This window comes from Natronorubrum amylolyticum, from assembly GCF_052040145.1.
In the GTDB taxonomy this organism is placed as follows: Archaea; Halobacteriota; Halobacteria; order Halobacteriales; family Natrialbaceae; genus Natronorubrum.
Genome location: NZ_JBPPFW010000002.1, coordinates 594,082 through 616,734, shown reverse-complemented (window position 1 = coordinate 616,734; position 22,653 = coordinate 594,082). Strand labels below are relative to the sequence as shown.

The 22,653-nt window shown below is 65.5% G+C and carries 22 protein-coding genes; 15 read left to right on the top strand and 7 right to left on the bottom strand.

All coding sequences use genetic code 11. From position 1 onward, the window contains the following. The first annotated feature begins 64 nt into the window (after positions 1-64). On the top strand, positions 65-1,192 hold the full coding sequence (locus tag ACSFDB_RS09305) for a serine hydrolase domain-containing protein (RefSeq protein ID WP_440770717.1): 1,128 nt from the start codon (positions 65-67) through the stop codon (positions 1,190-1,192). 134 nt (positions 1,193-1,326) lie between these two features. On the opposite strand, the gene ACSFDB_RS09300 is transcribed toward ACSFDB_RS09305, so the two are convergent. Continuing rightward, complete coding sequence (locus tag ACSFDB_RS09300; RefSeq protein ID WP_440770716.1) at positions 1,327-1,467, bottom strand: hypothetical protein; 141 nt, start codon at positions 1,465-1,467, stop codon at positions 1,327-1,329. Between the two features lie 137 nt (positions 1,468-1,604). After that, entirely contained in the window at positions 1,605-2,927 is a 1,323-nt protein-coding gene (locus ACSFDB_RS09295; protein ID WP_440770715.1) for a molybdopterin molybdotransferase MoeA, read from the bottom strand. 143 nt (positions 2,928-3,070) lie between these two features. Here ACSFDB_RS09295 and ACSFDB_RS09290 point away from each other — a divergent pair, with 143 nt between their 5' ends. From ACSFDB_RS09290 to ACSFDB_RS09270, 5 genes are all read left to right on the top strand, one after another. Beyond that, the gene (locus tag ACSFDB_RS09290; protein ID WP_440770714.1) at positions 3,071-3,892 is read left to right on the top strand and encodes a GIDE domain-containing protein; all 822 of its coding nucleotides are present in this window, start codon (positions 3,071-3,073) and stop codon (positions 3,890-3,892) included. Positions 3,893-4,012: 120 nt separating this feature from the next. Continuing rightward, the gene (locus ACSFDB_RS09285; RefSeq protein WP_440770713.1) at positions 4,013-4,375 is read left to right on the top strand and encodes an Hsp20/alpha crystallin family protein; all 363 of its coding nucleotides are present in this window, start codon (positions 4,013-4,015) and stop codon (positions 4,373-4,375) included. 46 nt (positions 4,376-4,421) lie between these two features. Beyond that, positions 4,422-6,137 carry an ABC1 kinase family protein gene (locus tag ACSFDB_RS09280; protein WP_440770712.1) on the top strand — a complete coding sequence of 572 codons (1,716 nt, stop codon included), beginning with the start codon at positions 4,422-4,424 and terminating at the stop codon, positions 6,135-6,137. Positions 6,138-6,226: 89 nt separating this feature from the next. After that, positions 6,227-7,327 (top strand): hypothetical protein, encoded by a 1,101-nt coding sequence (locus ACSFDB_RS09275; protein ID WP_440770711.1) that lies wholly within the window; start codon positions 6,227-6,229, stop codon positions 7,325-7,327. Between the two features lie 144 nt (positions 7,328-7,471). Further along, a complete protein-coding gene (locus ACSFDB_RS09270) occupies positions 7,472-8,821 on the top strand; it encodes a metallophosphoesterase (protein WP_440770710.1) in 1,350 nt (449 codons plus the stop codon). A 107-nt stretch (positions 8,822-8,928) separates the two neighbouring features. Here the strand turns inward: ACSFDB_RS09270 and ACSFDB_RS09265 are convergent, their stop codons facing one another. Beyond that, positions 8,929-9,078, bottom strand: a complete 150-nt coding sequence (locus ACSFDB_RS09265) for a DUF7557 family protein (RefSeq protein ID WP_175529202.1) — start codon at positions 9,076-9,078, stop codon at positions 8,929-8,931. A 252-nt stretch (positions 9,079-9,330) separates the two neighbouring features. Between ACSFDB_RS09265 and ACSFDB_RS09260 the strand changes: the two genes are divergently transcribed. Beyond that, the gene (locus ACSFDB_RS09260; RefSeq protein ID WP_440770709.1) at positions 9,331-9,570 is read left to right on the top strand and encodes a DUF8593 domain-containing protein; all 240 of its coding nucleotides are present in this window, start codon (positions 9,331-9,333) and stop codon (positions 9,568-9,570) included. 124 nt (positions 9,571-9,694) lie between these two features. Here ACSFDB_RS09260 and ACSFDB_RS09255 read toward each other — a convergent pair whose 3' ends face one another. After that, positions 9,695-10,474, bottom strand: coding sequence for a hypothetical protein (locus ACSFDB_RS09255; RefSeq protein ID WP_440770708.1), 780 nt, complete (start codon positions 10,472-10,474; stop codon positions 9,695-9,697). A 144-nt stretch (positions 10,475-10,618) separates the two neighbouring features. On the opposite strand from ACSFDB_RS09255, the gene ACSFDB_RS09250 reads away from it, so the two are divergent. Together ACSFDB_RS09250 and ACSFDB_RS09245 are read left to right on the top strand one after the other, a co-directional pair. Next, a complete protein-coding gene (locus ACSFDB_RS09250) occupies positions 10,619-11,758 on the top strand; it encodes an aminotransferase class V-fold PLP-dependent enzyme (RefSeq protein WP_440770707.1) in 1,140 nt (379 codons plus the stop codon). Positions 11,759-11,788: 30 nt separating this feature from the next. Then, a complete protein-coding gene (locus ACSFDB_RS09245) occupies positions 11,789-12,619 on the top strand; it encodes a universal stress protein (protein ID WP_440770706.1) in 831 nt (276 codons plus the stop codon). Positions 12,620-12,804: 185 nt separating this feature from the next. Here ACSFDB_RS09245 and ACSFDB_RS09240 read toward each other — a convergent pair whose 3' ends face one another. After that, positions 12,805-13,299, bottom strand: coding sequence for a hypothetical protein (locus ACSFDB_RS09240; RefSeq protein ID WP_440770705.1), 495 nt, complete (start codon positions 13,297-13,299; stop codon positions 12,805-12,807). 403 nt (positions 13,300-13,702) lie between these two features. On the opposite strand from ACSFDB_RS09240, the gene uvrA reads away from it, so the two are divergent. The 3 genes from uvrA to ACSFDB_RS09225 all read left to right on the top strand — a co-directional run bounded on the left by uvrA (position 13,703) and on the right by ACSFDB_RS09225 (position 18,285). After that, positions 13,703-16,666 (top strand): excinuclease ABC subunit UvrA, encoded by a 2,964-nt coding sequence (gene uvrA / locus ACSFDB_RS09235; protein WP_440770704.1) that lies wholly within the window; start codon positions 13,703-13,705, stop codon positions 16,664-16,666. A 174-nt stretch (positions 16,667-16,840) separates the two neighbouring features. Next, positions 16,841-17,677, top strand: a complete 837-nt coding sequence (locus ACSFDB_RS09230) for a proline dehydrogenase family protein (protein WP_440770703.1) — start codon at positions 16,841-16,843, stop codon at positions 17,675-17,677. 152 nt (positions 17,678-17,829) lie between these two features. Then, positions 17,830-18,285, top strand: coding sequence for a hypothetical protein (locus ACSFDB_RS09225; RefSeq protein ID WP_440770702.1), 456 nt, complete (start codon positions 17,830-17,832; stop codon positions 18,283-18,285). Positions 18,286-18,373: 88 nt separating this feature from the next. Here ACSFDB_RS09225 and ACSFDB_RS09220 read toward each other — a convergent pair whose 3' ends face one another. Further along, positions 18,374-19,120, bottom strand: coding sequence for a helix-turn-helix domain-containing protein (locus tag ACSFDB_RS09220; RefSeq protein ID WP_440770701.1), 747 nt, complete (start codon positions 19,118-19,120; stop codon positions 18,374-18,376). A 105-nt stretch (positions 19,121-19,225) separates the two neighbouring features. Between ACSFDB_RS09220 and ACSFDB_RS09215 the strand changes: the two genes are divergently transcribed. The 3 genes from ACSFDB_RS09215 to ACSFDB_RS09205 all read left to right on the top strand — a co-directional run bounded on the left by ACSFDB_RS09215 (position 19,226) and on the right by ACSFDB_RS09205 (position 21,851). Further along, on the top strand, positions 19,226-20,761 hold the full coding sequence (locus ACSFDB_RS09215) for an aldehyde dehydrogenase family protein (protein ID WP_440770700.1): 1,536 nt from the start codon (positions 19,226-19,228) through the stop codon (positions 20,759-20,761). A 180-nt stretch (positions 20,762-20,941) separates the two neighbouring features. After that, positions 20,942-21,361 carry a DUF7994 family protein gene (locus tag ACSFDB_RS09210; protein ID WP_440770699.1) on the top strand — a complete coding sequence of 140 codons (420 nt, stop codon included), beginning with the start codon at positions 20,942-20,944 and terminating at the stop codon, positions 21,359-21,361. Between the two features lie 121 nt (positions 21,362-21,482). Next, the gene (locus ACSFDB_RS09205; protein WP_440770698.1) at positions 21,483-21,851 is read left to right on the top strand and encodes a hypothetical protein; all 369 of its coding nucleotides are present in this window, start codon (positions 21,483-21,485) and stop codon (positions 21,849-21,851) included. Positions 21,852-22,113: 262 nt separating this feature from the next. Here the strand turns inward: ACSFDB_RS09205 and ACSFDB_RS09200 are convergent, their stop codons facing one another. Continuing rightward, complete coding sequence (locus ACSFDB_RS09200; RefSeq protein WP_440763639.1) at positions 22,114-22,518, bottom strand: CBS domain-containing protein; 405 nt, start codon at positions 22,516-22,518, stop codon at positions 22,114-22,116. Positions 22,519-22,653: the final 135 nt, after the last annotated feature.

The window sequence follows — 22,653 nt, the reverse complement described above, 5'->3', positions numbered from 1 at the left end:
GATTGTCCCTCACTGAGCCGCACGGACAGCAATGCCTACAAGTCTGCCGCTGGAGGATGATGGTATGTCACGACTTGCCGAATCCGATCGCGAGCGGATCGCCGCGTTGTTCGACCGTCACCTCGAGGTTGGCCTCCACCACGGCGCCCAGTTGAGCGTCTACGTCGACGGCGAGCAGGTGCTCGACCTCGCGGGCGGCGTGACGGGTCCGGACGGCGACGACGAGACGACGGACACGCGCCACGTTCTCTTTTCGTGCACGAAGCCGTACGCCGCGGTGACCCTCCATGCGCTCGTTGACGACGGCGAACTCGCCTACGACGACCGGGTCGTCGACCACTGGCCCGAGTTCGCCGACGACGAGAGCGAGAAGGCCGAAATCACCGTTCGGCAGGTGCTCAGCCACACGTCGGGGCTCAATCGCGGCGAAATCGACGACCGACCCGACCGCTGGGGAGACTGGGACGCCGTCGTCGAGCACCTCGAGTCGATGGAGCCGAACTTCCCGCCGGGCGAGCAACCGGCCTACCACGCGCTCACGTTCGGCTGGCTAGTCGGCGAACTCGTCCGCCGGGTGTCGGGGACGCCCATCGAAGATGCTGCCGCGGAGCGCGTGTTCGACCCGCTCGGCATGGCCGACACCGGTATCGGCCTTCGGGAGGACGAAGACGACGACGTCGCGACGCTGGTGGGGTTCGAGCCGTTCGACCGCTGTCGCGACCCGGGCGAGGGGCTCGGCGACCACACGGCAGTTGCCGCGCCGTTCAACACCGAGGCGATCCACCGCTCGGTGATTCCGGCGGCAAACGGAATCGGCACCGCGAGCGATATGGCCCGGTTCTACGCCTGCCTCGCCAACGACGGCGAACTCGAGGGCGCCCGGCTCCTCTCGGCCGAAACAGTCGAGAAAATGACCGCCCTCGAAGCCGAAACCGATGCGGACGGCACGCTCGGCCGCGAAGGCCGGTTCGCCCTCGGCTTCTGGAAGGGGGGGACGACGGTCGCGCCGTACGGAACACTCTCACCGAAGCGAGTGTTCGGTCACGCCGGACTGGGAAGCAGTGTCGGCTGGGCCGATCCCGAGGAGAATATCGGCTTCTCGTACGTCACGAACGGGGTTCGCGACGGCTCCTACGAGCACGTCGCTCGCGTAAACGCGCTCGCGGACGCGGTTCGACTTGCGCTCGAGTAGGCCGTCCGCTCGAGCGGACCGTCGCGACGCGAGGGGTGTCGGAACGATCCCGTGCCGCCGATCGGTTCGTCGTCACGCAATTTTTCGGAGGTCAGTTCGTCGTCGGTCTCACGAGCTCAGCGGATCCGGCGAGCTCAGACGAGCAGCCAGAAGACGTCGCTGAGCGCCACGAGCAGGATGCCCGCCGCGATAATCAACAACAGGAAGGCGAAGAAGATGATCGCCGCCTGTCGTCCGGTGAGCGATTCCCCGTCGAGGAATTCGTTCAGTTCCATACGTGCAGGGTAGCCAGACAGTGCTATTAATCATGGTGGTCGCGACTGTGCCGTTCATACGGTCTGCTGTAAGTCAGATTCCGGTGCAACCGCAGGATGATCGCGGTTGCACCGGCAAATCGGTACAGCAAACCGTATCAGCCGTTCGGCTCCCAGTCCTGGACGGCAACCGTCTCACCCGCCGGAATCCCCTCGCGCTCGTCGTCGACGACCACCCAGCCGTCGGCCAGCGCGACGCTCGAGAGCACGCCCGACCCGCTCGCTCTGGTCGGCGTCGCGGCGTATCGCGGCTCGTCGGCCTCGAGTTCGCTCGCGTCTCCCTCCAGCGATTCGAGTTGCACCCGCGCGAACGTTCGCGTCCCGGGTTCGCTCGGGATCTTGCGCTCGAGTCGGGCCAGCGTCGTGGGATGGGGGTCGGGCTCGGTGCCCTCGAGCCACCGCAGCACGGGGCGCAGGAACTGGACCGCGTTGACGATACAGGCGACGGGGTAGCCGGGTAAGGCGAGGACGGGCGTATCCTCGACGATCCCCAGACAGACGGGGTGGCCGGGTTTGAGGCCGACGCCGTGGACGAGCACCTCGCCCAGGTCGTCGATCACCTCGGGCAAGAGGTCGCGCTGACCGACGGAGGACCCACCGGTCGTGACGACGACGTCCTTCGTCAGATCCCGCTGGATCGCCACGCGCAGCGATTCGGGGTCGTCAGTGACGACGTTTCGGTAGGTCGCACGGCCGCCCCAGCGCTCGACCAGTCGGGAGACGGTGAGGCCGTTCGTCTCGACGACTTCGCCCGGCTCCGGATCGACCGCGACGAGTTCCTCCCCCGTCGGCACGACGCCGACCGTCGGCCGCTTCGCGACCGGAACCTTCGCGTAGCCCGCAGAGCGCAGGAGCCCGATATCCGACGGTCGGAGTCGATGACCCGCAGCGTAGAGCCGTTGGCCCTCCGCGACGTCCTCGCCGACCGGCGCGACGTTCTCCCCCTCCGCGACGGCGTCCTCGACCTCGAGTTCGCCCGCGGACTCGAGTGCCGTCACGCGCTCGATCATCACGACGGCGTCGGCGCCCTCGGGCAGGGCGCTGCCGGTGTGGACACGGGCGGCGGTGTCGGGTCCGACGGTGGCGTCGCCGCCGGTTCCCTCGGCGATCCGGAGCACTTCGGGCGAGCGATCGCTGGCACCGAAGGTGTCCGCGGCGCGGACGGCGTAACCGTCCATCGCGGCCCGCCGGTAGTGGGGAACGTTCCGAGCGGACGCGACTGGTGCGGCCAGCACGCGGCCGTCCGCGCGCTCGACGTCGATCCGTTCGGTGCCCGTCTGCGGCGGGCCGCCGTCGCTGGAACCGCCTCCGTCGGCCGGCCCGCCCGCCGCGACGGCATCCCTGAGTATCCGACGCGCCTCCGCCACCGGGGTCCGCACCTTGAATCCGGACTCCTTGCGCTCGCTGTCGGCTCCGTCCATACTCTGACTCGGGGTGCCGGGCGCCAAAAACGTAGGGGACCGTCCGCCGCTCCGCCGACTGGCGTTCCCCGCTCGTTCCTCTGCATAGTCCCCCCGCGTTTCACCACCTATATCGTCCGTCGCTGCCCAGGTCTCCGACAGAGATGACACCGGCCCAACTCGATCCGCTCTCGGTGGTCGTCCTCGCAATCGGCGGGGTGATCGCGCTCGGCTGTCTCTGGTACGGGATCGCGGAGCTTCGACTCGCGAACCGCGTCCTCCGATCTCGGCCGGATTCGGTCCTCGATACGCCCAACGGCGGGCGAGTCGAACTTCGCGGGACCGCCACCGCCGCCGGCCGACTCGTTCGGTCACCGTTTACCGACACGCCGTGTCTCGCCTACAGTTACGGCGTCGAGGAGCGACGCGATTCGAACAACGGCACGTCGTGGGCGACGATCGCCTCCGGCGACGACTCCGTTCCGTTTCGACTCGAGGACGAGACGGGCAGCGTCCTGATCGAGCCCCCGGGTGCGGACTTTCGTCTTCGGAACGCGACCCGGATCGACGTCGACGGCGGGACGGAGCCGCCGCCGCGAGTCGCCCGGTACATCGAAGATAGCGAGGACGTCGACTGTCAGAACAGCGTGGTCGATCTCCGGCTGTTCGAGCTCAAAACGGGCACGGACCGTCGATTTCGCGAGTGGATCCTCGAGCCCGGCGACGAGATTCACGTCCTCGGCGTCGCCCGATATGATACGACCGTCTCGCGGGACGCCGGCCAGGTCAACGCCGCGGTCGGAATCGACGAGGCGGCGCTCTCGGAGAGCCCCCTGCTCCGGTTACGCCACCACTTGTTCGGTGATCCGTTCGTCATCTCCGACAGCACCGAACGACGCCTCGGGCTGCGGGCCGGTGCGTACGGCCTCGGTGCCGTGATTCTCGCCGTCGTCTCCGTGACGGTCGCCGTTCTGCTGGCCGTCTGAACACGGCTCCCGGTCGCGCGATTTGCGGCTCATTGTTACACCCCACCATCTCCGATTTTGGTTCCGCTCGAATCGACCGCTACCGCGGGCTTTTTCGTATCGGCGTTCGAACCAGTAGCTATGTCAGCGCTTCGCGACGCACTGCGGGACCTCTCGGACGACGTCTTCTTCGATCTGCTCGAGAGCGAGGACGCCTACCTGCTCGTTCTCGACGTTCCGGGCGTCTCCGCCGACTCGCTCGAGCTGTCGGTCGAAGACGGCCGTATCTCGATCGACGCCCACCGCGAGAAAGAGCCCGAGGACGACTACCGCTACCTCGAGGAGAACCGTTCGCTGTTCCTGGACGTCGACCTCCCGATGCCCGCCGACGCCCTCGAGACGGAGGCCGAAGCGACGGTCGAACGCGGCGTCCTCGAGTTACACCTGCCCAAAACGTCCGGAGACGGAGAGACGACGATCGATGTCGTCGAGGATGCCGACTAACATGAGGTGACTGAGACTGGTCTCCCTCCGCGCCTACAAGCGGTTCGTGCTCGTCGCGTGGCAGTTCCTCCCGCTGCTCGTCGCCTTCGCCCGTGACCGCCGCCGATTCTTGCTTTTCGGCCGGTCGCGACGGGTCGATCCCGAGACCCACCGCCACCGCGCGGAGGTCCTCCTCGAGTCGCTGTTGACCCTTGGGCCGACGTTCATCAAACTCGGCCAACTGCTCTCGACGCGGCCGGACGTGTTGCCCCCGGCGTACATCGAGGTGCTCTCGGCGCTGCAGGACGACGTGCCGCCCGCGGAGTGGGACGAGGCGAAGGTCGTGCTGGAGGACGAACTCGGCGGGCCGCTCGAGGATCACTTTACGGAATTCGAGACGGACGCGATCAGCGGCGCGAGTCTGGGCCAGGTGTACCGAGCGCGCGTCGGTCGCGACGCTGTCGCGGACGACGACGCTGCCGTCGGGGGCAGCGAACGGGCGAGCGACGTCGATACCGCCGGCGACGCCGGCCGCGAGGTCGCCGTCAAGATCCGGCGACCGAACATCGAGGAACTGGTGAACGCCGATCTGCGCGTGATCAAGTGGTCGCTCCCGATCCTGCTCACCTTCGTCGACGAGTCGCGGTCGTTCTCGCTCGAGAACCTCGCCGACGAGTTCTCGAAGACGATCCGCGAGGAGATGGACTACGAGCGCGAGGCGGAGATGCTCCAGGAGATCCGCGGGAACTTCGCCGGCGACGATCGGTTCGTCATCCCCGACGTGATCGAGAGCCACTCGGGGCCGCGCGTGCTCACGATGGAGTACGTCGAGGGGACGAAGATCAACGACGTCGAGGAACTCGAGCGAAAGGGGATCGACCGAACGCGAGTCGCGGAGAACCTGGAGCGAGCGTACCTGCAGATGATCATCGAGGACGGCGTCTTTCACGCCGACCCGCACCCGGGGAACCTCGCGGTGACCGACGACGGCCAAATCGTCTTCTACGACTTCGGGATGTCCGGCCGGGTCGATTCGTTCATCCAGGAGAAGATCGTCGACTTCTACGTCGCCGTCGCCAACCAGGACATCGACGGCATCCTCGACGCCCTGATCGAGATCGGGACGCTCAGCCCCGACGCCGACCGCGGGGTGATGGCCGAGGTGATGGAGATCGCCATCCAGGACGCCCGCGGCGAGGACGTCGAGCAGTACCGGATCAACCAGATCGTCGGCCAGATCGAGGACTCGATCTACGTCTTCCCGTTCCGACTCCCGAAGAACCTCGCGCTGGTCCTCCGGGTCGCGACCGTCGTCGAGGGCGTCTGCGTCACCCTCGACTCTGACTTCGACTTCATCGACACCGCGACCGACTACCTCACCGAGCAGGGCTACCGCGAGGAGACCGCTCGCCAATACGTCCGCGAGACCGGCCAGCAACTCCGCCGCAGCGGCGAGTCGCTCACTCGGCTGGCACCCAAAACCGAGCGCACGCTCGACCGACTGGATCGCGACGACCTCTTCGTCCGCATCGGCGTCGAGGACGAGGAGAAGGTGTTCGCCACGCTCGCCAAACGACTGATTTACGGCCTGTTGCTGACCATGTCGCTGTTCTCGATGGGCGTCCTCTACGCCCTCGAGGCCCCCGAGGCCAGCGTCGTCGCCGCGGTCTTCTCGCTCGTGGTGGTGATCCAGCTCTACCGGTCGTTCCGCGAGCGCCGAACGACCCGCGTCAAGCCGCAGTTCACCCGCCAGAACCTGCGCCAGCGACGCGACGAGAAGTGAGTTGACCCCCGTTTGGGAGTCCCGTATCGTCTGTGAACCGAGACCCGATCGCCTGCAACCTTCATTTCCGTGGCCCTCGAGTGGTCCGTATGGACTACGACCGGATCGCCGATCTGTCGCTGTCGATCGACGCGGTATCGACCGAACGGCTGGAACGGGAGACCTCGAGCGGGTTCACCCGGGTCTCCACCGAGTTCGCACTGACCGGACCCGGATCGAACGCCGACGGCGGTCGCGATGATTCCATCGTCGGCCGCGGCGAGGACGTCACCTACGAGACCGACGAACACGACGCACTGGCCGAGTCGGGGCTGCCCGATCTCACCGGCGAGTACACCATCGACTCCTTTTCGGCCCGCCTTGAGTCGGTTGACCTGTTCCCGGCGGGCGCACCCGACCGCGAGGTCTTTCGGAACTACCGCCGCTGGGGTCTCGAGAGCGCCGCGCTGGACCTCGCCCTTCGACAGGCCGGCACCGACGTCGCCAGCGCGCTCGGCCGCTCGCTCGATCCCGTTCGGTTCGTCGCCAGCACGCGGCTGGGCGAACCGCCGACGACCGATCGGCTCGAGCAGTTGCGCGACCGGGTTCCCGACCTCGAGTTCAAACTCGATCCGATCCCTGAGTGGGACGACGACCTCGTGAGAGCGATCGACGACAGCGTTGGAACCGACAGCGTCCGAATTCTCGACCTCAAGGGCCAGTACGAAGGGACCGAGGTCGACGTCCCGACGGATCCGGCGCTGTACCGACGCGTTCTCGAGGCCTTCCCCCGCGCCGTGATCGAGGACCCGGCGCTGACCGACGAGACCGATCCCCTGTTCGAGGACGATTCGGCTCGAAGCCGCGTCTCCTGGGACGCGCCGATCGACGGACTCGAGGACGTCGAAGCGCTCCCGTGGGAGCCCGACTGGCTCAACATCAAACCCTCGCGGTTCGGCTCGCTCGAGTCGCTGCTCGAGACGATCGCCCACTGCGAGGAGCGCGATATTCGACTGTACGGCGGCGGCCAGTTCGAACTCGGCGTCGGTCGCGGCCACATCCAGACGCTCGCGTCGCTGTACTACCCGGACAGTCCGAACGACGTCGCGCCGCGGGCGTACAACGAGTCTATCGCCGGGACCGAACTGCCGTCGAGCCCGCTCGAGCCGCCTGCAGCGCCGGTCGGCTTTCGGTGGGATCGCGACGCGTAGCCGAGTGAGACGGTTCGGTGGGGGCAGACGACTGTCGACTCCTGTGTGCAGGCGACGCCGAACTAGTGTAACCCGTCTCGAGTGCGTATCGCCGTGTGACGAGCGGGAGTAGCACTATACCCGTCGGAGTCGAACGCCGAAGTCATGGCCGACACTGTCGCCGATCCGGTCTACTACGTGATCAGCGACCTCCACATGGGCGGCGACGAGCAACTGGGTGAGATCGATTTCCTCGAGGAGTTACTCGCGTTTCTCGAGCGCCTCGAGACGACTGACGAGGACGCGGAGCTGATCATCAACGGCGACGCGTTCGGACTGTGGGAGTACACCGAAACCGAGGGGGTGGCGAAGTTCGACCGGCTCACGGAACGCTATCCGGAGCTGTTCGAACAGTTGCGCGCGACCGGCGATTCGATACCGATAACGCTGCTGCCGGGCAATCACGACAGCGATCTCGCCGCCTACGACGAGTACGTGAGCCGGTTGGCCGACTACAACATTACCCTCGTCCAGGACCAGTCGGTCGTTCGACCGGTCGGCGACCGAACAATCCACTTCGAACACGGTCACCAGCAGGATCCAAACAACCGATTCCGGGACTTCGGCAACCCCTTCGAGACGCCGCTGGGCTACTTCTACAACGCGCTCGTCACGAGCCGAGCCGGTCAGCTCTCCGACCGGGGACGGTACAACTGGCTGAAGGACGTGCAAGCTGTCACGCCCACCGAGCGAGTCCCGAACTGGCTCCTCTCGAAGTACTTCTACCGCGAAATGAATCCCCTCCTGCGGTACGCCGTGATTCCGTTTCTGTTGCTGTTCTACGTTAGCGCCATCATCGCCGTACTGGCGGGGCTGGACGTCGCCGGCATCTGGACGATGCCGGTCGAGCGGGCGGACGCGGTTCTCGACCGGATGGGACTGGTCGGTGAGACCGTCCACTTCCTCCTCGTCGTCAATGCGGCGATCACCGGCATGATCCTTATCGTCGGCATTCCGGTCTACTTCGTCTTCCGCGACGTTGGGAAGACCGTCGATCGGTTCGGCGTGTTCGAGACGGACCTCACCGTCGACCCCGAAGCGCCGTACGTCGAGGCCGCCCGCGAGGTGTTCGCCGACCGACCGGAGACGGCGATCTTCTGTTACGGCCACACCCACCGACCGTCGGTGACCGAGATCGACGGTCGGCTGCTCGTCAACACCGGCACCTGGCTGAAACGTCTCCACCGTCGGGACGTCGTCGCCGGGCTGCTCCCGCCGGTGTTCTACCCGTCCTACCAGCTCTGTGCCGTCCGAATATCGGACGATCCCGACGGCGTGGCCGTCGAGTACGAGGAGATCGAGAAGGCAAACCCCAGCTCGGAGGAGATCACCCGCACCGAGCGCCTGCTCACGCTGGGGCGGGCACCGACGCCGAAACTGCCCGATCGAGCGGTCGTCACCGACGAGCGACCGGACTCGACGACCGACGCAGACCGAGAGGTGAACCCGCCGTGAAAACGCTGTACAGTCGAGTCGAAGTCGTAAACAGGCCGTCGTCACGCTCGTGACTCGCGACGAGAAATCGAACGAAAACGGTGGCGGGTCGGCTGCCATCGCTCGAGTCACTCGGAGTAGCCTTCCTGGAGGAACGTGCCTTCGGTCTCGTAGATCGAGACCAGTTCCTCGAGGAGTTCTTCGATGGTCTGGTCCTCCTCGCAGTGGCTGTCGAGTCGGTCCTTCAGGTCGTCGCTGATCTCGATAGTGTGAGTCATGGGTGGAACGAGGCGTCGTCGCTAGTCACGTCAGCCGTCGTCAAATACTCCGGGGGCGCGTGTGCAGCGGGTCGCGTCGGCCGGCGGAACGGTCCTCGTACCGACCGGCGGGACATCCTTCGATCCGACCGACGGGTCGGTGCTTCGCTCCGGGCCATGATGGATCTGCTCGGACTAGCACGCGAAGGTCGCCCGACCGGACTGGCATGAGACGGCCACGACGTTATCCCGGCCGTCGTGATAGCGTTCGGTGTGACAGCGACACTGACTGACGACGAAGTCGGCAAGACGGTGATCGACGCGGAAGGGAAAGAGCTCGGAATCGTCGCGCAGGTCGACGGTGGCCGCGCCGCCGTCGATCCGAACCCTTCCGTCGCGGAGCACGTACTCGCGAAGATCGGCGTGGAAGGGGAGGACGAGGAGGATTACATCGTCACGGAAGACATGCTCGAGACGGTCGGCGAGGACATCGTTCTCCGCGGCGAACTCTGAGAGGGCGTCGTCGACGATTGCGACCGTTGCTCGACGATCCGGCCGTTGACGGACCCGAGCCGTGAGACGGGTTCGCAATTCGCCGAACAGTCGTCACCAGCCGAGGCTGAGCCCCCTGCTCGTGTCAGTCGTCGAGCGACTGCTCGCGCCAGGTCGTCCAGTCGTAGAGGCGCTCGAGTTCGCCGCCTTGCTGTCGGATGGCGACGGCGGTGTTGAACAGGAAGGCGGCGACGAGCGTCGTACCGACGATCCAGGCGGCGTCAGCGAGCGCGCCGTAGCCGGCGAGATAGCCCGTCACTAGATCGACGAAGATGACGGCGACGACGACGACGATGGCCGGCAGCAGGTGGCGGGTCAGCGCAGCCAGTGTCGTCCCCTCGTGGACGCGGACTGCCTGTACGCCGTAGAGGATCGCCCAGCCGGAGGTGAGGATCCAGCCGGCCGCGACGACCGGGCGCGTCCAGTCGGTGTCGACGAGAACGGTCCCCCACCACGCGGCGACGAAGACCGCGATGACGGCGACGTCGACCCACGCGGGCAGCACTCGAGAACGCCCTTCTCCCGGCCGTTCGGCGTGGTACATCGCTCGAATACCCAGCGTGAGAAAGAGGATGAAGAACAGCACGGCACCCTCGACGAACGAGCCGGCCCAATCGGACTCGAGCAACAGCGTTCCGACACCGGCCGCGGCGTAGACGATCGCGGCACCGATACCGGCGAGTATGAACCACTGCGCCTCGCTCACGTCGGCCGCGAGAACGTCGCGGACGTAGACGGACGTGTAGTACAGCAAGACGACCGCGGCGACGGCGATCGCGAGGTAGGCGAACAGGTAGCCGATCGCGACCGTCGTTTCCGGATCGCTGGCGTCGAACGCGATCGACGGTACGGAGACGAACATCATCGGCTGCTAGGTGATCGTCAGACCGGTAAAAGTCCACCTCCGGTTACCGCCTTTCGGGAACCAACTGGTGGCGTACGGGAGGCGACATGAACGGAGCGACGCGAAAGCGAGTGGCTAACACGGCGGGCCGCGAACGAACCGTTCATGACGCCACTGGAGCTTCGCGAGACCGTTCCGGCTCTCGAGTCCGCCGCCTACCTGAACTGGGGGGCGGGCGGACCGAGTCCGTGCCGGGTCGTCGAGGCGGCCGAATCGGCCCTCGAGCACCACGAGTACGAGGCACCGACCGAGGAGGGACAGTACCCCGCCGCGTTCGACGTTTACGACGAGGCGAGAGCGTCCGTAGCCGACCTGCTCGGCGCCGACGCGGACGAAATCGCCCTCACCGAGAGCACGACGGACGGGATCAACCGGGTCGCGGGTGCCATCGACTGGGAGGCCGGCGACGTCGTCGTCCGGACCGACCTCGAGCACTCCGCGGGAATCCTCCCGTGGCAGCGACTCGAAGACGAACGCGGGATCGAGATTCGAACGCTCGAGACGGCAGGCGGCCGTCTCGACCTCGAGTCCGTGAAAGCGGTGGCGAGCGAGGCGACCTTGATCTGTGTGAGTTCGCTCACCTGGACGCACGGCACCCGGCTGCCGATTTCGGAGATCGTCGACGTCGCCCACGATGCGGGAGCGCTCGTGCTCGTCGATGCCGTTCAGGCCCCCGGACAGCTGCCGGTCGATGTCGGCCAGTGGGGTGCCGACTTCGTTGCCGCCGCGGGCCACAAGTGGCTCTGCGGGCCGTTCGGCTCCGGTTTCCTCTACATTCGGGAGGGACTCGTGCGCGAACAGGACCTCGTGCCGCCCGCGATCGGCTACCGCAGCGTCGTCGACGAGAACGCCGTCGACTACCGATACGAATCGGGGGCAAATCGGTTCGAGGTTGCAACCTCGAGTCCGGCCCCCTACGCCGGATTGACGGCGGCGATCGACTGCCTCGAGGAGATCGGCATCGAGACGATTGGCGACCGGATCGAGACGCTGACCGATCGACTCAAAGACGGCCTCTCGGACGAGCAGTTGCTGAGTCCGCGACGCTACGAGTCGGGGCTCGTGACCATCGCGGTCGACGAGCCGGAGCCGACCGTCGAGCGGCTCTCGGAACGCGGAATCGTAGTTCGGTCGCTCCCCGGCCCCGATGCGATTCGCGCGTCGGTCCACGCGTTCAACAGTCGGGAGGACGTGGACGCGTTGCTCGAGGAATTAGCATTCCCGACCGGTCGGAACGAGAGATAGCTGTAAGGCACACCGGGATGACGAGTACGTATGTTCGACCGGATCCTCGTTCCGACCGATGGCAGCGGCCCAGCGAACGCGGCGCTCGAGTACGCCGGCGAAATAGCCGCCGTCGAGCAGGTGACCGTCCACATCCTGTACGTGGTCGATCCTGACGAGACGGACGAAACGGACGACCCCCTCGCGGTGAGTCGCGACTGGGCGGGGGAGACCGGCTCGCCCATTATCGAAGAGATCGAGACCGGCGAGCCGCGGGACGCGATCCTCGAGGCAGCCGTCGAGCACGACGTCGACGCGATCGTCATGGGGACGCGTGGCAGACGCGGCGTCGGTCGACTCCTGCTCGGCAGCGTAACCGAGTCGGTCGTCCGCGATGCCGACGTTCCCGTCCTCGTGGTTCGGGGTGCACCCGAGGTCAGGCGCCCCTACCCGATCGAGACGATCGTGGTACCGACCGACGGCAGCGCGCACGCCGAGGTCGCACTCGAGCGCGCACTGACGGTCGCGGCCCACCACGACGCGACCGTTCACCTCCTCTCGATCGTCGACGTAACGCCGGCGGGAATCGAAGATCAGAACGATCTCAGACTCGATCGACTCGAGCGGTACGCCCGCCGAGTCGTCGAGGAGGGCGTCGAGCGGGCGGCAAACCTGGGCGTCGAGACGGAGGTGACGGTCACGTACGGCTCGACGCACCAAAAAATTCGGACGTACACGGACGCCGTCGATGCGGACCTCCTCGTGATGGGGACGCACGGACGCAGCGGCCTCGATCGGCTCCTCCTGGGGAGCGTCACGGAACGCGTTCTTCGGACGGCGACGACGCCGGTGTTAACGGTTCGTGCAGCGAGAGAGGAGTGAGCGGTTGGACGAGTAGGGTCGATGAGGGCGGCGAACCGTAGCGCTGGCGTCGGTCGCGGTCCGTCGGACTCGTCGTTGATCACAGTTCGTCGCCCCGGTCATTAGTCGCGGCCAGTCGCACTCGAGTTCGCCGCGGACTGGCGTCAGTCGGGGTCGGTCGCACTCGAGTTCGCCGCGGACTGGCGTCAGTCGGGGTCGGTCGCACTCGAGTCCGCCGCGGCTTCGACGAGCGTCTGTCGCTCCTCGAAGTACGCCGGGGCGTCGTGATCCGCTTCGAACTGGACGACGCGTTCCAGCGCGGCCGCCCCGTCGTCGTCGGACTCCAGATCCTCGGCGAGATCGGTGTACGCCGCCGCGAGATCCTGAAACGCCTGCATGCGCGTTTGCTTGGCCTCGACGAGGAGCTGTTTCTCCTTGACCTCGCTCTCTAACTCCTCTAAGGCGTCGATATCGACGTCACCGGGTCCGGCCGGCGTCGACGGGCCGCCGACGCCTTCGACGCCCGACGCGTGCTCCTCGAGTCGCGTCCGAAGTTCGGCCATCTCCTCGTCGATTTCGGAGAGCAGCTCGTCCGCTTCGTCGCGCATCGTCTCGACGCGGCCCGAGAGCAAGCCGGCCTGCGTGTGACAGTAGTCGACGAACTCCTCGACGACCAGTTCCGGGCCGCTGTCGTCGCTCATAGCGGTCCGTTCGTGCTTCTACCCGAAGTCAGTTTGGACTGAGCGGTTCGGCGGCTCGAGGAGTGTTGGCGACACTCGTTCGATACCGATGCAGCAACGACTTTATCGGTGGCTCCAGAACGCGGTGTTACGTGACTGCTGACGCCGTCGGTGCCGCCCCTACGTGATTGAAGGGTTTCATATCGGTAACGAGCAACTCGAGCGGGCGTTTCCAGGTGTTCGACGGTTCCGGGCAACCGGCGAGAACTCGACCGATTCCTCCGGTCCTCCCGAAAATCTATTTGCTAGCATAGCCCACGCTACGGCGTTTCCAGACCCGTTAAGTCCCTTCGGCCACTGACTCACTCACAGTGAATCGAGCAGCGAGTCGCGAATATCTGCAGTCACCAGTCACCACCCATACATGAGCAAAGACTACATCGAGGTGCGGGGGGCGGAGGAGCACAACCTCAAGGACCTCGACGTCACGATCCCCCGCGAGGAGTTCACCGTCGTCACCGGCCTCTCCGGATCGGGGAAGTCGTCGCTGGCGTTCGAGACGATCTACGCCGAAGGCCAGCGCCGGTACATCGAGAGCCTCTCGGCGTACGCCCGAAACTTCCTCGGCCAGATGGACAAACCGCAGGTCGAAACCGTCGAGGGGCTCTCCCCGGCGATTTCGATCGACCAGAAAAACGCCGCGAACAACCCACGATCGACGGTGGGAACGGTTACGGAGCTCCACGACTACCTCCGACTGCTCTACGCCCGCGTCGGCACCCCCCACTGTCCCGACTGCGGCCGCGAAGTCGGCGAGCAGTCGGCCCAGAACATGGTCGAACGCATCCTCGAGCTTCCCGAGGACACCAAGGTCAAACTCGCGGCCCCCGTCGTCCGCGACCAGAAGGGAGCCTTCGAGGACCTGTTCGAGGAACTCGTCTCGGAGGGGTACGCCCGCGTCGAGGTCGACGGCGAGGAACACGACCTCACGCTCGACAAACCCGAACTGGACGAGAACTTCGACCACACCATCGACGTGATCGTCGACCGCATCAAGGTCTCGACCGAGGCCCGTCCGCGGATCATCGACAGCGTCGAGACGGCGCTCGAGGAGGCCGAGGGCGTCCTGAAGGTCATCCTTCCCGACGCGCCGAAAGACGTCGCGAGCGACCTTGGCGACGCGGCCCGCCGGACGGGCGCGCTGGGCGACGAGACCGAGGAGGACGACCGCTTCGTCGTCGAGTTCTCGAAGGACCTCGCCTGCACCCACTGCGGGATCGACGTTCCCGAGATCGAGACCCGATCGTTCTCGTTCAACTCCCCCCACGGCGCCTGTCCCGAGTGTGAGGGGCTTGGCGAGACGAAGGAGATCGACGAGGGACTCGTCATCCAGGACGAGTCCACGTCGCTCAAGCACGTCTTCGAGCCCTGGAGCTACAACCGCTCGTACTACCAGACCCGGCTCGACGCCGTCGCCGAGCACTTCGACGTCTCGCTGTCGACGCCGTTCGAGGAGGTCGACGACGAGATTCAGCAGGCGTTCCTCTACGGCACCAGCGAGAAGGTGACGTTCGAACGGCACACGAAAAACGGCACTCGGCGCAAGCAAAAGCGCTTCGAGGGCGTTATCCCGAACCTCGAGCGGCGCTACCTCGAGACCGACTCGGACTCGACGCGCGATCACATCGAGGACTACATGTCGGCGACGGAGTGTCCGGCCTGTGACGGCACCCGGCTGAAGGCCGCGAGTCGGGCCGTGCTGGTCGACGGCACCGCGATCACGGAGATCAACGGACTGAGCATCGGCGACGCCCTCGAACACTTCGAGTCGCTCGAGGCGAGTTTCAACGAACGCGAGAAGGTGATCGCCGAGGAGATCTTAAAAGAGATCAGGGCTCGACTCGGCTTCATGTGCGAGGTCGGCCTCGAGTACCTCACGCTCGACCGCGAGGCCTCGACGCTCTCCGGCGGCGAGAGCCAGCGGATCCGACTGGCGACCCAGATCGGCTCCGGTCTCGTCGGCGTCCTCTACGTGCTGGACGAGCCCTCGATCGGGCTCCACCAGCGGGACAACGATCGACTGCTCGACACCTTAGAAGAGCTGCGCGACATCGGCAACACGTTGATCGTCGTCGAACACGACGAGGAGACGATGCGCCGGGCGGACCAGGTCATCGACATGGGTCCCGGCCCCGGCAAGCGCGGCGGCGAGGTCGTCGCGAACGGGCCCGTCGAGGAGGTCAAGGCGACCGAGGGCTCGATTACCGGCGAGTACCTCTCCGGCCAGCGACAGATTCCGGTTCCCGACGAGCGACGCGACCCTGACGGCGCGCTGACGATCCGCGGCGCTCGCCAGCACAACCTGGACGACATCGACGTCGACATTCCGCTCGGCAACTTCACCGCGATCACCGGCGTCTCCGGCTCCGGCAAGTCGACGCTGATGCACGAGGTGCTCTACAAGGGACTGGCTCGCCAGATGAACGACAACACGAGCGTGATTCCGGGCGACCACGACGCCCTCGAGGGGCTCGACGAGATCGAAACCGTGCGGCTGATCGACCAGTCGCCGATCGGTCGAACCCCCCGATCCAACCCGGCGACGTACACCAACGTCTTCGACTACATCCGCGAGCTGTTCGCCTTGACGAAGCTGGCGAAACAGCGCGGCTACGAGGTTGGACGCTTCTCGTTCAACGTCAAGGGCGGCCGCTGCGAGGAGTGTGGCGGACAGGGAACGGTCAAGATCGAGATGAACTTCCTCTCCGACGTGTACGTCCCCTGCGAAGAGTGCGACGGGGCCCGCTACAACGACGCCACGCTTGACGTCACCTACAAGGGCAAGACCATCGCCGACGTGCTCGAGATGGAAGTCGAGGAGGCATACGACTTCTTCGAGTCCTCGAGCCAGATCCGGCGTCGCCTCCAGCTCCTGAAGGACGTTGGACTGGGCTACATGACGCTCGGCCAGCCCTCGACGACGCTCTCCGGCGGGGAGGCCCAGCGCGTCAAGCTGGCGGAGGAACTCGGAAAGAAGGACTCCGGCGAGACGCTCTACCTGCTCGACGAGCCGACGACCGGGCTTCACAGCGAGGACGAGCGCAAACTCATCGACGTCCTCCACCGGCTGACCGACAACGGCAACACCATCGTCGTCATCGAACACGAACTCGACCTCGTGAAGAACGCTGACCACGTCATCGATCTCGGCCCCGAAGGCGGCGAGAACGGCGGCGAACTCGTCGCGACGGGGACACCGGAAGACGTCGCCCGACTCGAGGCTTCGCACACTGGCCGGTATCTGCGCGACCTGCTGCCGAAGATCGATCTCGAGGGACCGCGCGGCGAGCGCGTCGAACCGGTGTCGGCGCCGATGGACGACGACTGAGCCTCCAATCCGCTCTCGACCGGTTTCCCGTTGCTCTGTCGCTCCGTCCGGCGCAAATCTCGAGTCGAGACGCGAACGATCGATCGTTGCGCGGACATCTCGTGAGTCGGCCGCGATCTGGGGCGTCTATGGTCGGGTGGCCGTTTACACCGTACTCGTTCTAACCATCGGTCAATGCTCCCGCCAATCGCGAGCAACTTCGTCGCGGCGGAGGACCCTTCCGGGGCCCTTTCTCACGTCGAAACGCTCAACGGCGACGGTATCAGCGGCATTCTGAATCTACTCGGCGAACACTACGACGATCCGTCGGCGGCCGCCGCGGACGCCGACGCCTACGTTGATCTGATCGGCGCCATCGACGACGCCAACCTCGACTGCTGTGTCTCGGTCAAACCCTCCCAGATCGGACTCGATCTCGGCGAGGACGTCTTTCGGACCCACCTCGAGCGAATCGTCGACGCGGGCGTCGAGCACGACGTCTTCGTCTGGATCGACATGGAAGATTACACCACGACCGACGTGACGCTCGACGCGTTCGAACGGCACGCCCGTGAGACGGATGGGAACGTCGGCGTCTGCATACAGGCGAACCTGAAGCGAACCAGAGAGGACGTCGAACGACTGGCCGACGTCCCCGGCAAGGTGCGTTTCGTTAAGGGCGCGTACGACGAGCCGAGCAGCGTCGCGTACAAGCAAAAAGCGCGGGTGAACGAAGCGTACCGCGAGCTGCTGGCGGTCGCCTTCGAGACGTTCGACGACGGAATCGCGGTCGGCAGCCACGATCCGGAGATCATCGAGTACGTCGAGGAGCTCTCTGAGGCCCACGACACGCCGTTCGAGTTCCAGTTGCTCATGGGCGTTCGAGAGGCGGCACAACACGACCTCGCCGCGGAGTACGAGGTCTACCAGTACGTCCCCTACGGCGGGAAGTGGTTCTCGTACTTCTACCGTCGCGTCCGCGAGCGCAAGGAGAACGCCCTGTTCGCCCTTCGAGCGGTCGTCGGATCGTAAGGCGCGACTCGAGCGCAGTGTGTGGCCGGTCGCGCCATAGCAGCGATTCGCGTGGACGGCAGTTCCACGGGTGTACACCGAGCAAACGAGGCCGGAAACGGTTCTGTCAATCGATCCACAAACTATTTGATCGCCTTGTGAAAGATACTCGTATGGAACGGCGCGAGCTCTCTCGCAGGACGATCGCACTCTGTCTTGCTGGCGGGATCTTTCACGCCTTTTTCGCGCTCTGGCTGACCGGATTCGTCCGTGGGCGATCGTTCTGGGGAACGAACACGCCAGAATCGCCCGCGGGAGCGGCGCTCCTTTCGGTTACGGTCCTCGGGCTCGTTTTGCTCGGCAGTGTTCCACTCGTGCTGTTCTTCCGTTATCGACTCCTGTCACCCTTTGTCGCCCTCTTCATCCTCTTTACATGGGCGTTCTACGGCAGCTATCAATACTTCGAGGAAGTGCGCGCTACCGGTACAACGCCGATCGGTCTCTACGCCGATTCGCTGTTCGGCATCCTTTGGTTCGTTCCGCTGGCGATCGTTCTTCTCGTCGGGCTGGTCGAGTACCTCGTTCGCAGCCGTCTCGATAGCCGTCCGCTCGAGGCTCCCTCCGATTGAGACGACCGGTCGCTTCGTCGTCCGAACTTCGTCGGTCTTTGCCGCCGAGGTGTCGAACCGATCACTCACCGAGGTCTCGAGCGAGGACTCACTCGCCGCCGAGGTCGTCGGGATCCAGCAGTTTGGATTCGGCCTTTCGCAGGTGGTCGAGTAACGTGGTTTTCGAGATATCGAACTCGCTCGCAAGTTCGCGGGTCGAGACGCCGCGCGGCCACTGGTAGTAGCCCCGTTTGCGCGCGAGTTCGAACACCTCTCGCTGGGTACTGGTGAGCGCGTCCATTCGACGCTTGCGCTCGGATTCGCCCGTCGGCGTGCTCGTGACGGTTTCGACCGAGACGTCGGCGTTCCCGTCCTCGCAGATGCTCTCGATCGCGGTTTCGATCCGCTCTCGATCGCCGGCGAAACAGACCTGCCAGTGTTCCCGGCCGTTCTCGATTCGGACGGGTGCGCTGTGGACGAACCCGTGTTCTAACAGCGTCGGACAGATCATCTTCTGGGGGTCGTACTCGAGGAAGAACTCGCGGGCGACGTTTCCCGGGAGGGACGACGACTGCCGTCGGCCGAACCGCTCCTGCAGCTCGAGCACGTCGCCCGCCAGCGACGAGTCGTCGATCTCGGCCAGCAACGCCTCGACCTCCTCGGTCGTCTGGCCGAACGCGGTGAACAGCCCGTTGACCGATGCCGACTCCGTTTCCGCCGTCGGCGCGGTGTACACCGCGTGCGCCAGAATACCGCCGCCGACCCGGTCGGTCGCCTCGATCGCCCAGCAGTTCGGATGCCAGACCTCGAAGGACAGCCTCGTCCCCTGGACCGGCTGGTCCCAGTTCGTTGCCATGCTACGGTACTCCTTTGTAGTGATCACTAAGAAGGTCTCGTTTCTCGAGTCGACCCTCCCATGGACGGGTGACGTTATTCGAGACGCACGACCCAATCGGTATCCATGAGTCAGCAATCCTCAGATCAGCTGTACGGCCACCACATCGACGGTGAGTGGACCAGCGGTAACGGAACCGAGACGTTCGCGAGCGAGAACCCGGCGACGGGCGAGGAACTCGCGCGGTTCCACCGGGGGACCGACGCCGACGTCGACGCCGCCCTCGAGGCCGCCGAAGCGGCGACCGACGAGTGGCGCGAGCTGTCCTACATCGACCGCGCGGAGTACCTCTGGGACATCTACCACGAACTGCGCGAGCGAACCGACGAACTGGCCGAAATCGTCACGAAGGAGTGCGGTAAGGAGATCAGCGAGGGGCGCGCGGACGTCGTCGAGGCCTACCACATGGTCGAGTGGGCCGCGGGCAACGCTCGCCACCCACACGGTGACGTTATTCCGAGCGAAATCGGCAGCAAAGATGCCTCCATGCGCCGGAAGCCTCGCGGCGTCATCGGCTGTATCACGCCGTGGAACTTCCCCGTCGCGATTCCCTTCTGGCACATGGCGATCGCCCTCGTGGAGGGGAATACGGTCGTCTGGAAGCCTGCCGAACAGACGCCGTGGTGCGGCCAGATCATCGCCGAGATGATGGACGACGCCGGCATTCCGGACGGCGTCTTCAACATGGTCCAGGGCTACGGCGATGCCGGTGCTACCATCGTCGACGACGACCGCGTCGATACCGTCCTCTTCACCGGCTCCGCGGAGGTCGGCCACGAGATCGCCGGCAAGGTCGGCGGCCAGCCCGGCAAACTCGCCGCCTGCGAGATGGGCGGCAAGAACGGCATCGTCGTCACCGAGAAGGCAGACCTGGACATTGCCGTCCACTCCGCCGTGATGTCGAGTTTCAAGACGACGGGACAGCGCTGCGTCTCGAGCGAGCGCCTGATCGTCCACACGGACGTCTACGACGAGTTCAAGGAGCGATACGTCGAGATCGCGGAGGATATCAGCGTCGGCGATCCGCTCGAGGAGGACACCTTCATGGGGCCCGCTATCGAGCCCGAGCACGTCGAGAAGATCCACCGCGCCAACCAACTCGCTCGTGACGAGGGCGCCGAGGTGCTCGTCGACCGCGCGGACCTCGACGCGGACGAGATTCCCGAAGGCCACGACGAGGGCAACTGGGTCGGCCCGTTCGTCTACGAAATCGACTACGACACCGACCTGCGCTGTCTCAAAGAGGAGGTGTTCGGCCCGCACGTCGCCCTCCTCGAGTACGAGGGCGACATCGAAGACGCAGTCGAGATCCACAACGACACGCCGTACGGGCTCGCGGGGGCCGTCATCTCGGAGGACTACCGCCAGATCCACCACTTCCGAGATCACGCGGAACTCGGCCTCGCGTACGCGAACCTGCCGTGTATCGGCGCGGAGGTCCAGTTGCCCTTCGGCGGCGTCAAGAAGTCCGGGAACGGCTACCCGAGCGCCCGCGAGGCTATCGAAGCCGTCACGGAGCGGACCGCCTGGACGCTCAACAATTCGAAGGATATCGAGATGGCCCAGGGGTTGTCGGCGGATATTACGACGAGCGACGACTGATCGGCGAGGTCACGCGGAGTGACCGAGCTGCGGTCTCGCTCGGCTGACGGCGACGACTGACCGGCGAGGTCACGCGGAGTGACCGAGCTGCGGTCTCGCTCGGCTGACGGCGACGATTGGTCGAAGTCACATCAACGTGATCCAAACGGTTAACGCCGACGGGCTGCGAACGACGCGCGTATGAACTCGAAGAAGGCCGTCGTCCGGCACGGACTCGCCGGCGGCGGCTTCGTCACCCTGTTGCTGGCGGGGTCGCTCGTCGCCGCGCTCGGCGTTCCGACGACGGCGTCGATGCTCGGTGTGGTCTCGTGGCTCGTTTTCGTCGGCGCGACGATGCTCGTCGCCGGACGCTGGGAACGCGTCAAGATCGGCTCGAGAACGGTCGGATGGCCGCGCGTCGCCGCCGTTGCAATCGCGATGATCGCCGTCGGCTGGGGAGCGATCAGTCTCGGGAGCCTGCTCGTGGCCGACGGCATCACCGGACTCGGCCCGATCGAAGCCGTCCTCACGGTCGGGATGGTCGGCTACTTCGCGTGGTTCGCCCGCGAGTGCTGGGTCGGCGGGGCGCGAATCGACGCGGAGACGTTCGTCGTCGACTGAGCAACCGATGCCGGTTGGACGGTCCACCGAGGAAACCGTCTGCGAACGTTTCCGGCTAGCGGAGGAGCGGTGGGAGCCATCCGGGAGTACAGCCAAGGCGAATGCGGTTGAACCGACGAGTATGTCGGACGATACCACGACCGATCGGCTCGAGGAGCGGGAGCGCGAGCAGGAACGGATCGACGAGAAGCCGACGGATTCGATCGATCTCGAGCACGCAGACCGGGTGCAGGTTGGCGTCACGCGCGGCGAAACCGATCTCGAACTCGGCCCGCCGCGGGACTATCCGGACCGAGCAGACGTTTCGGTCCGGCCCGAGTCGGCCGACGGTCACCGGCTGGTTCTGAGTATCGATGCCATGGCCGGCGACCACGGAACGGGCCATGCGGACGTCGAACTGACGCCGTCGGAGGCGCGGGCGCTGTGTGAACAACTCGACGAGACGGTCCGCTGGATGACCGAAGACGACGATCCGGAAGCCGACCGCTGACCCGTTCCATCGGGTCGTCTCGATGGTCGCGAACCGACCTCGTCGGGTGGGACTCGGGACAGCTCCTCGAAGAGTGGTGCGAGTACACCGGTACCGAAACCGAACGTCGGCCGATCGGTGGCCGCTCCACCGTCGGCCCGTCCCGACGGACGAATCGACCGACTGCTCGAGGTGTGCATCGCTGGTCGGAAGCGGCAGTGACGACGGTGAAAATTGGCGGGCTGTGGACTCGTGGTCCCCAGACTCGCCAACGCCGGAATGTTTACTCCGGGCTCGGCGTCTCTTCGCGCGAGAGGTACGCTGCCAGATCGGACGTCGTGACGATGCCGATCACGCCTTCGTCCTCGTCGACGACGGGGAGGTGGTGAAAGCCGTGTTCGACCATCAGATCCGCGGCGTCGCGAATACTCTCCTGGGCCGTCGCCGTGGTGACGTTTCGACTCATGTACGTCGAGACCGGCGTCTGGTCCTTCGGCTTGCGTTCGGCGACGATCTTGACGAAGTCCGTATTCGTCAGGATCCCCTCGAGTTGGTTGTCCTCGTCGACGACGATGACCGAGCCGATCTCGTTTTCGAGCATCTGTTGTGCTGCCTCCTCGACGAGCGTGTCGGCGCGGACCGTCTCGAGCGGCGTGGACATGACCCGCGCGACGAAAATATCCTCCATACACCCGTGTACTCTTTATGCACTATAAGAATTGTCGAAGCGGATAGCGTCGTCCAGCGGGGAAGACAGCGTGGCCGGGTTCCGACTGTCCCGTACGGACGCCCTCTCGATCCCGTCCACTGCTGTGACCGACGA

Excerpts from the sequence above, each read along its gene's own strand:
- ACSFDB_RS09305 (WP_440770717.1), top strand. The coding sequence starts at position 65 with ATGTCACGACTTGCCGAATCCGATCGCGAGCGGATCGCCGCGTTGTTC.
- ACSFDB_RS09300 (WP_440770716.1), bottom strand. The coding sequence starts at position 1,467 with ATGGAACTGAACGAATTCCTCGACGGGGAATCGCTCACCGGACGACAG.
- ACSFDB_RS09295 (WP_440770715.1), bottom strand. The coding sequence starts at position 2,927 with ATGGACGGAGCCGACAGCGAGCGCAAGGAGTCCGGATTCAAGGTGCGG.
- ACSFDB_RS09290 (WP_440770714.1), top strand. The coding sequence starts at position 3,071 with ATGACACCGGCCCAACTCGATCCGCTCTCGGTGGTCGTCCTCGCAATC.
- ACSFDB_RS09285 (WP_440770713.1), top strand. The coding sequence starts at position 4,013 with ATGTCAGCGCTTCGCGACGCACTGCGGGACCTCTCGGACGACGTCTTC.
- ACSFDB_RS09275 (WP_440770711.1), top strand. The coding sequence starts at position 6,227 with ATGGACTACGACCGGATCGCCGATCTGTCGCTGTCGATCGACGCGGTA.
- ACSFDB_RS09270 (WP_440770710.1), top strand. The coding sequence starts at position 7,472 with ATGGCCGACACTGTCGCCGATCCGGTCTACTACGTGATCAGCGACCTC.
- ACSFDB_RS09265 (WP_175529202.1), bottom strand. The coding sequence starts at position 9,078 with ATGACTCACACTATCGAGATCAGCGACGACCTGAAGGACCGACTCGAC.
- ACSFDB_RS09255 (WP_440770708.1), bottom strand. The coding sequence starts at position 10,474 with ATGATGTTCGTCTCCGTACCGTCGATCGCGTTCGACGCCAGCGATCCG.
- ACSFDB_RS09250 (WP_440770707.1), top strand. The coding sequence starts at position 10,619 with ATGACGCCACTGGAGCTTCGCGAGACCGTTCCGGCTCTCGAGTCCGCC.
- ACSFDB_RS09245 (WP_440770706.1), top strand. The coding sequence starts at position 11,789 with ATGTTCGACCGGATCCTCGTTCCGACCGATGGCAGCGGCCCAGCGAAC.
- ACSFDB_RS09240 (WP_440770705.1), bottom strand. The coding sequence starts at position 13,299 with ATGAGCGACGACAGCGGCCCGGAACTGGTCGTCGAGGAGTTCGTCGAC.
- uvrA (WP_440770704.1), top strand. The coding sequence starts at position 13,703 with ATGAGCAAAGACTACATCGAGGTGCGGGGGGCGGAGGAGCACAACCTC.
- ACSFDB_RS09230 (WP_440770703.1), top strand. The coding sequence starts at position 16,841 with ATGCTCCCGCCAATCGCGAGCAACTTCGTCGCGGCGGAGGACCCTTCC.
- ACSFDB_RS09225 (WP_440770702.1), top strand. The coding sequence starts at position 17,830 with ATGGAACGGCGCGAGCTCTCTCGCAGGACGATCGCACTCTGTCTTGCT.
- ACSFDB_RS09220 (WP_440770701.1), bottom strand. The coding sequence starts at position 19,120 with ATGGCAACGAACTGGGACCAGCCGGTCCAGGGGACGAGGCTGTCCTTC.
- ACSFDB_RS09215 (WP_440770700.1), top strand. The coding sequence starts at position 19,226 with ATGAGTCAGCAATCCTCAGATCAGCTGTACGGCCACCACATCGACGGT.
- ACSFDB_RS09210 (WP_440770699.1), top strand. The coding sequence starts at position 20,942 with ATGAACTCGAAGAAGGCCGTCGTCCGGCACGGACTCGCCGGCGGCGGC.
- ACSFDB_RS09205 (WP_440770698.1), top strand. The coding sequence starts at position 21,483 with ATGTCGGACGATACCACGACCGATCGGCTCGAGGAGCGGGAGCGCGAG.
- ACSFDB_RS09200 (WP_440763639.1), bottom strand. The coding sequence starts at position 22,518 with ATGGAGGATATTTTCGTCGCGCGGGTCATGTCCACGCCGCTCGAGACG.